Origin of the sequence: Paenibacillus sp. FSL R7-0272, from assembly GCF_037969905.1 — a bacterium.
Taxonomy (GTDB): Bacteria; Bacillota; Bacilli; order Paenibacillales; family Paenibacillaceae; genus Paenibacillus; species Paenibacillus polysaccharolyticus.
In genome coordinates this window covers 1,951,312-1,962,705 of sequence record NZ_CP150221.1, presented here as the reverse complement: position 1 = coordinate 1,962,705, position 11,394 = coordinate 1,951,312, and the positions used below count along the sequence as shown (strand labels likewise).

General features: G+C 43.2%; 11 protein-coding genes. 2 read left to right on the top strand and 9 right to left on the bottom strand.

Translation table 11 applies throughout. The features are described from left to right. Positions 1–201: 201 nt before the first annotated feature. Positions 202–1,497 (top strand): DUF3238 domain-containing protein, encoded by a 1,296-nt coding sequence (locus tag MKY23_RS08845; protein ID WP_339837292.1) that lies wholly within the window; start codon positions 202–204, stop codon positions 1,495–1,497. Positions 1,498–1,573: 76 nt separating this feature from the next. Further along, positions 1,574–1,975: a hypothetical protein gene (locus MKY23_RS08840; protein WP_339837289.1), complete on the top strand. Its 402-nt coding sequence runs from the start codon at positions 1,574–1,576 to the stop codon at positions 1,973–1,975. Positions 1,976–2,055: 80 nt separating this feature from the next. On the opposite strand, the gene MKY23_RS08835 is transcribed toward MKY23_RS08840, so the two are convergent. The 9 genes from MKY23_RS08835 to MKY23_RS08795 all read right to left on the bottom strand — a co-directional run bounded on the left by MKY23_RS08835 (position 2,056) and on the right by MKY23_RS08795 (position 11,340). Further along, positions 2,056–3,009, bottom strand: coding sequence for a 4-hydroxy-3-methylbut-2-enyl diphosphate reductase (locus MKY23_RS08835; protein ID WP_339839334.1), 954 nt, complete (start codon positions 3,007–3,009; stop codon positions 2,056–2,058). 69 nt (positions 3,010–3,078) lie between these two features. Beyond that, positions 3,079–4,539, bottom strand: a complete 1,461-nt coding sequence (locus tag MKY23_RS08830; RefSeq protein WP_339837286.1) for a HAMP domain-containing sensor histidine kinase — start codon at positions 4,537–4,539, stop codon at positions 3,079–3,081. A 1-nt stretch (position 4,540) separates the two neighbouring features. Beyond that, positions 4,541–5,230, bottom strand: a complete 690-nt coding sequence (locus MKY23_RS08825) for a response regulator transcription factor (RefSeq protein ID WP_090919888.1) — start codon at positions 5,228–5,230, stop codon at positions 4,541–4,543. A 182-nt stretch (positions 5,231–5,412) separates the two neighbouring features. Next, positions 5,413–7,059 (bottom strand): trypsin-like peptidase domain-containing protein, encoded by a 1,647-nt coding sequence (locus MKY23_RS08820; protein ID WP_339837282.1) that lies wholly within the window; start codon positions 7,057–7,059, stop codon positions 5,413–5,415. A 149-nt stretch (positions 7,060–7,208) separates the two neighbouring features. Continuing rightward, positions 7,209–7,871 carry a response regulator transcription factor gene (locus MKY23_RS08815; protein WP_154886857.1) on the bottom strand — a complete coding sequence of 221 codons (663 nt, stop codon included), beginning with the start codon at positions 7,869–7,871 and terminating at the stop codon, positions 7,209–7,211. Then, the gene (locus tag MKY23_RS08810; RefSeq protein WP_090919880.1) at positions 7,868–8,905 is read right to left on the bottom strand and encodes a sensor histidine kinase; all 1,038 of its coding nucleotides are present in this window, start codon (positions 8,903–8,905) and stop codon (positions 7,868–7,870) included. The genes MKY23_RS08815 and MKY23_RS08810 overlap by 4 nt, the downstream gene beginning before the upstream one ends. A gap of 3 nt (positions 8,906–8,908) precedes the next feature. Further along, positions 8,909–9,958, bottom strand: a complete 1,050-nt coding sequence (liaF, locus tag MKY23_RS08805) for a cell wall-active antibiotics response protein LiaF (protein WP_090919877.1) — start codon at positions 9,956–9,958, stop codon at positions 8,909–8,911. A gap of 259 nt (positions 9,959–10,217) precedes the next feature. Then, the gene (locus tag MKY23_RS08800; protein ID WP_090919874.1) at positions 10,218–10,427 is read right to left on the bottom strand and encodes a hypothetical protein; all 210 of its coding nucleotides are present in this window, start codon (positions 10,425–10,427) and stop codon (positions 10,218–10,220) included. Between the two features lie 112 nt (positions 10,428–10,539). Continuing rightward, entirely contained in the window at positions 10,540–11,340 is an 801-nt protein-coding gene (locus tag MKY23_RS08795; RefSeq protein ID WP_318286344.1) for a 3D domain-containing protein, read from the bottom strand. Positions 11,341–11,394 lie beyond the last annotated feature (54 nt).

The window sequence follows — 11,394 nt, the reverse complement described above, 5'->3', positions numbered from 1 at the left end:
CTCAGCGTGTAGTAAGCTTTTAAACATAGAATGCTTTAAATTACTAAAATAAAATTAATCATTGTAAATAACGTATTAAAAAAGGGATTTTTGTCCTATTCACTACATTTAAAATTTAAATTAAACTATTATTGTAAGCATTTACATTTCTGAAAGGAGGTTGTAGTCAATTTATAAAAAATTAAGGGAGTTGAACAAAGCATGCATAAGGTACAAACAATAATTTTATCTTTTTTATTTATATTTTCAATGTCAGGCTCAATGATGGTTTCTGCAGAATCCAATGAAATCAAATTAGCCCCCCCTAAAATCGAGACTACATCAAATTCAATTATTATGACTTTTAATGAAATCCATGGTGTGGTAACTGTAGAAGATTTAGACCAGGGTAATGAAATAGTATATCAAGGTGTAGATAAAGAAATTATCTTGAATAATTTGGATCCTAATACATTGTATCGCTTCAAAATTAGCTTAGACAGTGAAAAAGAAGAAAATGTAATGTATGTATCAACAGAGACAGATAATAACTCTTTTAAGGCTTTAACAAACAGTGACGAAACTGAAACTAAAATTAAATCAAATGCAATAGTTACTCAAGAAAAAGTACTTCTTTCGTGGGACAATGTTCCTGGAGTAAGTAAATACACTATATTAAAAAATGGAGACCTGTTGTCTGAAACTCAGAAAAATAATTTTGTAGATCAAATTGACAGTAACCAAGTTTATAACACATACGAAATACAGTTTGATATCCCTCTTACTTCCAGTGAAAAAGATGAAATCAAACAATTCTATGCTAACAAAAACATGGATTTAGGCAATGAAGAGTTAGAGCGTCTTTCCAAAAAACCTTATAGTATAATAAAAGTTATTGACTCATCGATCTTAAATCCTACTCTATCCTTAGCAGCAGTTAATAACTCTTTTAAATGGACATATAAGACTTTTATACCCATGGATTATGCAGAAGATCCTTGGTATAACGCGGCTACTTGGGGAAAGAATATAAAATTCTTTAAAGGTGACAATCGTGGGTTTAGTTCTAGTGCAGAAACTTATAGAACAAAAACTGTAGGAGATACTATATTTTACACAGATTCAACTACAGCTTCAGAAGCATTTTATAAGGATGTCTCTACTACTCACGCTTTAGACAAAGATAAAAAGCTTGTCAGTACAAAAACCGACTCCGGACAACATATCAACAGAATCGTTAACAGCAAAACCTCTTCAAAAACAGATGTAACTGTATTTCACAAGTCTGGAAATCCATACGCAGTCTCTGGAAATGAGATAGACTATCAAATGAGAGTTATAACCCAAAAAGGGGGCTCTTATAGTTTTGCAGGCACTCATGACCGTGCTCCTGCTCATGAATTATATGTCAGACTGAGTAATGGAACTACCCTTACTATTTTCAATCACCCACATGAGGGCTTTGAATATCTAGGAGCACCGAGTACGTTGGCTAGGAATTTCAATATTTCAAATTAGTTTTTTAGCGCCTGTTATTATTTAACAGGCGCTGTTATATTAAGTATAACCTTATTATCGAAGGAGGTGAATAATTTTGAGTAAAGTAATTAGTGCTTTTGCAACTGCTTTAATAGGTTCAATTATTTTCACATTTTTTAATATGATGAATAGGAACACTGAAACCACCCTGTATTATACCGGTATCTCATTATTTATGACAGGTTTTGTAGTCTTATTTTTCTTATTTTTATTTATTGCAACACCAATGTCACTTTTTCTAGACAAAAAAATTAAACATTATACTTTCCTAACAAAATCCCTTTTGTATTTTGTCACTGGAATAGCGTTTGGAGCATTATTTTTAATCTTCAATCCCTCCAACAATTTAACAGGAATACTGAATTTATTGTTAATTTCTGGTTGTTCAAATTTACTTTTTTTTCTTTTTTCACATCTTACTGACTCTATATTGTTATCATATAAAAAATTGAAGTAATCAAAAGAAGCTGGAATCGAGATAGGCTCGAAACCAGCTTGTTTATGTGATTCTTCACTTTTTTTAAAACTAATAAAAACTTAAATATTACGTGTCTTCTCTCGAACCGGCGGCAATAGCTTGCTCATATTAACGGTACGTACAATTTCCCACGTTTCCGGCTGATCATGCTCATACTGCTCCAGATATTGAATAACTTCCTTGGTGATTGGTGTTGGAGTTGAAGCTCCTGATGTCACAGCCACTTTCTGCACACCTTTCAACCAGTCTTGTTGAATTTCAGATACGTCGGATATACGATATGCTGTCACGCCCGCAATCTCCTCGGACACTTGTGCCAAACGATTGGAGTTATTGCTACGTGGATCACCTACAACAATAACAAGATCGGCCTGCCCAGCTTGCTCTGCTACCGCTTCTTGGCGTACTTGCGTAGCGAGACATATTTCGTTATGAATTTCAGCTCCTGGGAATTTCTCCAGCAACCGGCTCATAATGTGTTTGATGTCCCATTGACTCATTGTCGTCTGATTGGTAATCAAAATTTTCCCCGCAGGCACGTTCAGACCTTCAATCTCTTCTTCCTTCTCAATCAGATGAACACGGTCTGGTGCAACACCAATCGCACCTTCCGGTTCCGGATGATTCTTCTTACCGATGTAGATAATATCATAACCTTCAGCCGTCTTCTCCCGGATCAGATCATGAGTCTTCGTCACATCTGGACAGGTTGCATCTACTGTGGTCAGCCCCTTCTCCCGAGCCAGCTTACGTACCTCCGGCGAGACACCGTGAGCCGTAAAAATAATCGTGCCACTCTCCACCTGATTCAGAATCTCCATACGATTAGGACCGTCCAGCGTAATAATGCCCTCATCTTCAAAAGAATCGGTCACATGTTTGTTATGCACAATCATACCTAATATATAAATAGGCCGTGGTAAATCCAGGTTGCGTGCCGCCTGACGAGCAAGCACCATGGCATCTACAACTCCATAACAGTATCCCCGCGGCGAAATTCGCAGTACTTCCACTTGGTTGCCACCCGCTTTCTTTTCGGCTGTATAGGCCGATGTAATTGCAGTCTTCATCCTATTATACCTTTATTCGATAGGCGGGGCAAAGACCACAGGCAACCAGATGATAAAAGTGGTTCCTTCTCCTCGTCTCGTTACCACTTCAACCGACCCGTTATGCTCCTCAATGATCCATTTGGCAATGGATAATCCAAGTCCGATACCCGGCGTAGCCCCGCGAGATTCGTCTGCCCGGTAGAACCGGTCAAAAATAAACGGTACCTGATCCCGTTCCATACCGATTCCCGTATCACTGATCCGCAGTCCGACCTGCCCTTTATATAACAGAGCATCCAGCGTAACCGAACCCTCCGGGGTGTATTTAAAGGCATTTTCGATAAAAATAAACAGAACCTGTTGCAGATAATCTTTGCTTCCGTTTACGTAAATACCGTTCAGAATCGACAAATCCCCAGGAAGCCAGTCTGCCTGCCGATCCAGGAACTGAGCCCTACGCGCTACTTCCTGCACCAGAATCTGCAGTGGAATGGGATTGAGCTCGATTTTCTGACCTGTATCCGCTCTGGCAAGTGATAACATATCGCTGATCAGACGGCTCATACGTTTGCCCTCATCAGCCATATCCTCAATCGCCTCAAGAGACATCTGCCTGATCGTTTCTTCATCCAGATTCGGGTGGTCTCCACCCTCCTGATCCCACAACTTTTTCAGGAAATCCACATTTCCTCGAATGGTAGTCAACGGTGTTCGCAACTCGTGGGAAGCATCGGATACGAATCGGCGCTGTGCCGTATTCGTCTCTTCCAGCCCACGGAAAGACAGCTCGGTTCGCTCCAGCATGTTATTCACCGTTTCAATCAGACGACCGATCTCATCCTTCGGCCCCGAATACTGAATACGGACACTGAGATCGTCACCGGACTGTATCTGATTAGCCGCGTCAATAACAGTAACCAATGGACGCATAGACTTGCGGGCAAGAATCAAACCCGATGTAATCGCAAGCGCCATAGCTACAAGCCATCCAAATACCAGGATATTACGCAATGCCTCGAGCAAACGCTCCTGTGAACTGACATTAGCCCCTACTTGTAACAGTCCTCTGATCTCGTTCGTTCCCTGGAGAGATAACGCTTGCTGATTAACGAGAAAAGGAATGCCCTCCACGACCATTTTAGTAATCCCTATTTCCTCACGTATATTGTGAATCTTAGCAATCGGAAAAGAAATTCTGGATTTAACTAAATTGTCCGAACGCATATACGATCCACTCTGATAATCGACCAACTGAATATAGATTTGAGCTTCTTGAAGCTGACTCTCTGCAAAAAGCTCCAGGTCAAGCGTCTGTGATAACGGATTAACTCCGATCTGCTGGGTAATCTTCAAACTCTTTTCCCTTAACTGCTGTTCTACTTCGTTGTAGGTATTAAAATACACAAAAGCATAAATGACCACACCCCAAAAGATCAGCACGGCTGCCAGAATTCCCGAATACCATGCGGTTAGTCTTAACCGAATGGACATGCTACGAGTCACCTCTCAAAATGTAGCCGGCTCCCCGGATCGTCTGAATGAGACGTTTGCCACCATGCTCTTCTGTTTTCTGTCTAAGCATCGCGATATAGACCTCTAACACATTGGACTCGCCGCTATAATCGTATCCCCATATTTTGTCCATAATGAGGTCACGAGACAGTACCCTTCTCGGATTTTGCATAAACAGATTAAGCAATTCAAACTCTTTTGCTGTCAGTTCAAGACGTTTGCCATCTCGGAGCACTTCGCGTGAATCGTTATCCAGAATGATATCTTCATATACCAGGCGATTGTCTACCACGTTGGAGATATCCGCTTTGCGACGCAGCAAAGCACGGACACGTGCGAGCAATTCTTCCAATGCGAACGGCTTCACCAAATAATCATCAGCACCGGTATCCAGTCCGGTCACCCGGCTCTGAACCTCATCCTTTGCAGTAAGCATCAGCACAGGAACTTTACTACCTGCTTCTCTCAATCTGCGGCATACCTCAAAGCCATCGATCTGCGGCATCATCACATCGAGCACTACGATATCCGGCTCCTTATCCATCAGCTTGCTTAGGCCTTCTGCTCCGTTAGAAGCTGTCTGAACCTCATATCCTTCAAATGCCAGGCCTCGGCGCAGCATAGACACAATTTTCTCGTCGTCATCTACAATTAAAATCGTTGAGCGCATGGTCTTTCTCCTTTACCCTATCGTTGTATCCCCATTGTAACAGGCCAAAGCCTGATTCGCATCTTCTCCATAATCCATAATAGAGAAACTATGCAAAAACAGAACAGAAACATCGTGCAAAAAAAACGGAAGGGCCTTAAACCCTTCCGTTCTTACCTTCATCTACTTCAACCTGGTTGCAATTATTGTTGCTGTGTTTGTGTTGTATCGTAATCATACTTGTTGCCAATTTTCACTTTCACATCAATCTTCTTGCCGTCACGTACAACATTAAGCGTAATCTCTCCGCCGACTTTCTGAGTCTTGATAAAGTCGATCAAATCCTGACTTGTTGCTTTTGAAGTACCATTTACGCCGGTAATGATATCATACGGTCTCAGATCAGACTGGTAAGCTGGAGATTGGTACACCGTGCTTGCAACAACTGAACCTTCCGTAATATTTGTTCCCATTTGTTTGGCCACTTCCGGGGTGAGATTCATCAGAGAAGCACCGATAAACGGTACAGGTTCTTTGGGAACATCTTTGTTCTCTTTCAAGTATTTCACCGCTTCAGAGATGACACTGGACGGGATTGCAAAACCGATACCTTGAGCATCCGCACTTACAGCAACGTTCATACCGATAACTTCTCCGTTCAGATTCAGCAACGGACCACCCGAGTTACCCGGGTTAATCGAAGCATCTGTTTGCAACAAGTGGCTGTATTCACGTGTTTTACCTGTTTCTTGATCCGGAATGCTGATCGTACGTTCTTTGGCACTAAGAACACCTGCAGTTACTGTATGTTCAAAACCTTCAGGGTTACCAATCGCTACAAGCCATTCACCAACTTGTGTGCTATTTGAGTTGCCTAGCGGTGCTACAGGGAAATCTTTATCACCGCTATTTTTCTCAATTTTCAACACGGCAAGGTCAAGATCAAAACTGCTTCCGAGCAATTTAGCTTCATATGGCTTGCTATTGTTCTCAAGTGTTACCTGAATGACATCTGCACCTTGAACAACGTGCTGGTTCGTCAGTATATAGCCTTCTTTATCAAAAATAAATCCGGAGCCGATCCCCATGGGTACGAGTTGATTGCTCGCTTGAGGTTGAGGCTGTTGACCTTGTTCTTGTTGTTGTTGATTTCCGTTAGGTCCACCAAGTCCGCCACCAAAGAAGTATTGATACAACGGATCGTTTGTATTTGCTCCACCTTGTCCAGAACCACGTGTGGACTGTTTAGCCAGCGTTTCAATTTTCACGACAGCCGGGCTCGCCTGTTTCACCACAGAGGATACATCCTCTTTACCTGTCGGTAGCAAGGACGCCGTCACATTGTTACCTCCACCTGTATTACTCGGTGTTTCCTGAGCAGATTCCGTTCCGTTATTCGTCAGCGCGGCTTGTGGTGTGAACATGTTCGTTCTGTCGGCTGTGTACATCAACACAGTGATGACTAACATACCTGCGATAAAGGAGAACAGAAGTGATCTTACAGAAGACCTTGGTCTGCGGTTGTTATAGTTCCAGTTACCATTGTTATTTCCATTTCCTTGACCTCCGCCATGACCCGAACCGCCGCCAGACATTCTGCCCGTTTGACCAGAGGAGTCATTATTATGGTAAGAAGGTACAGGTTTTATTGGATCTGGTCTTGTAATCTCCACATTTCCTTCTTGCCCTGGCCCATTGCCACTAGCTGTATCTTCCTGACTCACAGACTGGAATGGTCCGTAAGAATAATAATACGAGGAGTCATCATTTCCGGCAGGATTCCGATTTTCAGTTTGATTCGTTTCTTTTTCCTCATCTTGTCGATTTGATCTATAATTACGTTCGTCCATGCCTCTCTACCTCCCAATCTCTTATTCGCAAGAGATATTCTTTAACTGTCCTTATTTTGTACTTTGAACCTTAATCGTACCTTAAAAACAATTAAAAAGGAGATAAAAGCATGCAATATTTGCTGTTTTTTCCCGTCATAGCAACATTTTCAGCCTTGCTTCTTCACCCATCCTTGCCGATGTGCGTAAATCGCCAGTTGTGTCCGATCATCCATCTCACATTTCATCAGCAGGTTACTTACATGTGTTTTAACGGTTTTAATACTGATATGTAATTCTTCTCCGATATCTTTGTTGGTTTTTCCTTCAGCAATAAGTAGAAGTACTTCCTTCTCCCGATCCGTAAGTCCAGATTCACTGTCCCTCGCCGTCCGCTGCCGAATGCCTCGCGTTAACGCCTGGGAGACATCTCCTGTCATCACGGGCATGCCTCGGTTAGCACCTTGAAGAGCATAGATCAGTTCTTCGGCTGATACCGTTTTGAGCACATAACTTACTGCTCCTGCCTCGATCGCTTGAACAACGAGATCATCTTCCAGAAAACTGGTCAGCATGACAATCTTCATATTCGGAAATTCAGACATAATGGCTTGCGTAGCCTCAGCTCCGTTCATCACCGGCATCATCAGATCCATCAGAATCAGGTCCGGCATTTCCGAATCCTTCATCTGACGTAGCTGATCGAGTGCATGTTGCCCGTTACCTGCTTCTGCCATCACATGGAACGTAGGCTCCAGCATGAGGTAAGTCTTCAAGCCCATTCGTACCATATCGTGGTCATCCACAATCATTACGTTTACTTTGCCATTCATTCTGATTCCTCCTCGGACACGTTATCAAATTTCGGGATGAGCACTCGTACCGTCGTACCCGCCCCAGGCTTGGATATAATCTGCACTTGACCGCCCAGCTTCTCGGCACGTTCTCGCATCGTGGACAACCCATATGAGCCTGGTCGCTCCGTCTGTTGCAAGAAACCTTGCCCATCATCACTGATGCTCATGCTGATCTGATGCTCCGATTCCCGGATAGCCAGACTAACGAGTCCAGCTTCAGCATGTTTAACAACATTGGCTACAGCCTCCTGAATAATGAGAAACAGCTGGTGCTCAATGGCATCAGAGACTCCGCCATCCAACTCCAGCTCTTTCACGCCTTTTAAACCATTTTGCCGACAATAATCAGGGAACCAGCTGTCGAGTGCTGCAGTTAGGTCGCGTCCCTCCAATTCAATCGGCCTGAGTTGCGCGATCAATCCACGCATCTGGCGCTGTGCAATATGAGACATCTGAATTAACTGGTCGAGCACATTGCGACCATGCTCCGGATTCATCTCTAGCAGACGTGGAAGGGATGAAGCAGACATATGCATGGCGAATAGTTGCTGACTCACTGTGTCATGCAGATCCCTTGCCATACGTTTACGTTCTTCGATAACGGCACGCTCAGAAGCCTGTTCCTTTTCAATAACCTCTTGCTCACCAAGCCGCTGGAGTAACCTCATTTTTTTCTCAATGGACTCCATCATCACATTAAACTCCTGATACACCCGTCCAAAAGAAGCATCTTCCGCATCAGGCATGCGAACCGCAAGATTTCCTTTAGATACTTTCAACATATTGAGATCGAGCAAATCAATTTTGCGCTGAAGCCGCAATGCGGCGATATAGCCGGTGACCACAGTACCTACAACGACAACTCCGATATATGTCCATGCCCGATTGCGATTGTCCCCTGTAAGCACATCCCCATATAACAGATAGAATCCGCCCAGTGTGATCAATCCGGTCAACACGAAATACGTCATCAGTTCCCACTTGTTTGCCTTAAGAATCGTTCGAATCATAGGTTAATCCACCTTGTTTACTTTGACATCGCCAATAAAAACACTGACAATAATGCGGAGCTTCTTACCGGCTTCTTGGTAGTGCGGAGTTTCCTCCTGCGCATTTCCCAAAAAACCTCCACGTTTTGTACCCAGAAGTTTCATGTCTCCCAGAAAAGAGCTGCTGGTCAGTGAAATGCCCAGATCCATGTCTTCTGGAACAAAAATCTTAACATCGCCAATAAAATGTGAAATGACAATTTTGGTCTCTCCATATGGGATCTGTGCCTTGGTCAAATCAATAACGGTATCCCCAATAAAAGAGGAGATATTCATCGGTTTCAGCGTAAACACTTCTTTGCCCATATGAAAATCACCAATGAAAGTGGATTTATTAATTGTTTTGCCATAGCCTTCTTCATATCCATACTTATAGTTATGAGAATTAGCGTGGCCAAAGCCTCCAAATTTTGGATCATCCGAATGTGAATGGTACTTCTGATGAGACTGTCCGAACTTTTCACTGTCTTTTTTCAGGTTCGGCCCCTCTTCGGAATGAAAGGATTGATGCTTACTCGAGGGTTGCTCTTGCTTTGGTTTGCCAAAGGTCTTCTCGAACTCTTCATCAAATGATGAGGGCATCTCCAAATCTTGAGGGGACAATGGCTTATAAGGTTGCTCAGGCGGTGGAGGCGGTGTTTTGCTTCCATTTCCATGAGGTTTCCGATCCCGATGACCTGGTCCAATTAGTACATATAACCCTCCGCCGATCAGCAGAATTGGAACTAGATAACGAATGAATTCTCCTAGGGAATAACCAATCACGCCCAAGTTACGCGCAAGGAAGAATCCACCTATGGAAAGCACAACAACGGGCCCAATAGCAGCATATCCCCCGTTACGGCGAATTTCCGTCAAGCCTTTCACTCCCCACCAGATCAAAAACACCGGCCAGTATGTTCTAAATATATATCCTACATCAATGTCATATCCCAATTGTCTGAGCAAGATCATTGCACCTATAGCGATAAGAGGTATGCCAACCCACAAACGGTCTAGCGTAGATCGTTTCATCACTCATGTCTCCTTTGTCTTTATTCTATATCCAGTGTACCTTAGACATGCTAAGGTTAACAGCGCCGACAGGTGGAATTTGTCTCGGTCTCGAGACTGAGGCCTGAGGAGAATTATGTAAATTTTAATCATTTTAGAAAAGGAACATGAAATCGGAAACATGAAAATGAAAACACCCCGGAGCAACCGCTCCAGGGTGTACAAATCATCATCGATTCTTTATTCATCTTGCATAGTTTAATGCTTGAACCGTGGCAACTTACTTTTTCATTTTTCCTGCACGGCCGGTTTGACCTGTGTTTTCTACTCCAAACTCGGCATTATATTTTTCATCAGGTGTTTGGAAATTGTCTTGTACTTTGTTTTGAGCGGATTGCTTCACTTTAGACGCGGCGCTTCCATTCTCCTGTCCAAATTCAGCATCATACTTCTCGTTCGGCGTTTGGTACCCTTGGGATTTCTTTGCCACAACGAATCACCTCTCTCTTCATATTTACACTGCCTGTTGCAGTGCGGGGTTCGTCCCCAGTCAATATTATGTGAAGAGAGCCTTTTTGTTATTCAGGCATAACATTCCATTCTCAGATAGCTTTGTCCAGCCAGGAATCCGGTACAGTTTTATAGACATCGATCGCTTTGGACAACTCCGCCAGCATCTGCTCCGTACATTTCCCTGCACCCTGCTTGATAACCTGTACTTCAACATCCTTTTTGCCCCATTCTTTGTACACCTGCTTGGTCGTCGGAAAATACAGATCGATCTTGTTGCCTTTAATGGCCGAACCTGTATCCGCAACGATACCGTAACCATAACCAGGTATATACAATATGGAACCCATCGGAAATAACTTTGGATCTGCTGCAATGGTAGATACGGTTTCCTTGTCCCGTCGAACCTTTACCCCAGAATACGTTATACCGTATTGCGGATGTTTTGGCGTTTTACCAGTGGATTCGACTCCTGCTGTATATCCTGTTGCCGTCACCTTCTGGGTTTCCAAAATTTGTTCTGAACGCGGCGCCAGCACTGGCATGGCCGGGTCAGCAGGATCAATCACCCGTTTGGCTGGTAATTCAGGTTTTGGCAACACCATTGGCTGTGGAGACCACATAAAAGCCATGTACACGAGTGTAGTCAATTGAGCCTCGTCCGTGTATACAGGTTCGAGTTGATTTTGCTCTCCTGTCTGCTCAGCTTTTAAATCACGAGCTACATCTTGTTTGTTATTATTGTTCATTTCCTGGACATGCATGATCGTGCTTTCCTCTTCAAATATATAGGCCTTGGCCTCATTGAAACTCATCAAAATCCCGGCAAATATGAAGCAGCACATGATGATGAACTTGTGGTTTTCATTGAATTTTAGTAAATGCTTTTTCATGGTATAACCTCCCCCTCACTTGCAAAGGGTTACCAAAAAGCATCTATCCTATAC

What these genes read in the sequence shown, in the direction of transcription:
- MKY23_RS08820 (WP_339837282.1), bottom strand. Translation starts at nt 7,059, where the DNA reads ATGGACGAACGTAATTATAGATCAAATCGACAAGATGAGGAAAAAGAA.
- MKY23_RS08845 (WP_339837292.1), top strand. Translation starts at nt 202, where the DNA reads ATGCATAAGGTACAAACAATAATTTTATCTTTTTTATTTATATTTTCA.
- liaF (WP_090919877.1), bottom strand. Translation starts at nt 9,958, where the DNA reads ATGAAACGATCTACGCTAGACCGTTTGTGGGTTGGCATACCTCTTATC.
- MKY23_RS08815 (WP_154886857.1), bottom strand. Translation starts at nt 7,871, where the DNA reads ATGAATGGCAAAGTAAACGTAATGATTGTGGATGACCACGATATGGTA.
- MKY23_RS08830 (WP_339837286.1), bottom strand. Translation starts at nt 4,539, where the DNA reads ATGTCCATTCGGTTAAGACTAACCGCATGGTATTCGGGAATTCTGGCA.
- MKY23_RS08825 (WP_090919888.1), bottom strand. Translation starts at nt 5,230, where the DNA reads ATGCGCTCAACGATTTTAATTGTAGATGACGACGAGAAAATTGTGTCT.
- MKY23_RS08795 (WP_318286344.1), bottom strand. Translation starts at nt 11,340, where the DNA reads ATGAAAAAGCATTTACTAAAATTCAATGAAAACCACAAGTTCATCATC.
- MKY23_RS08810 (WP_090919880.1), bottom strand. Translation starts at nt 8,905, where the DNA reads ATGATTCGAACGATTCTTAAGGCAAACAAGTGGGAACTGATGACGTAT.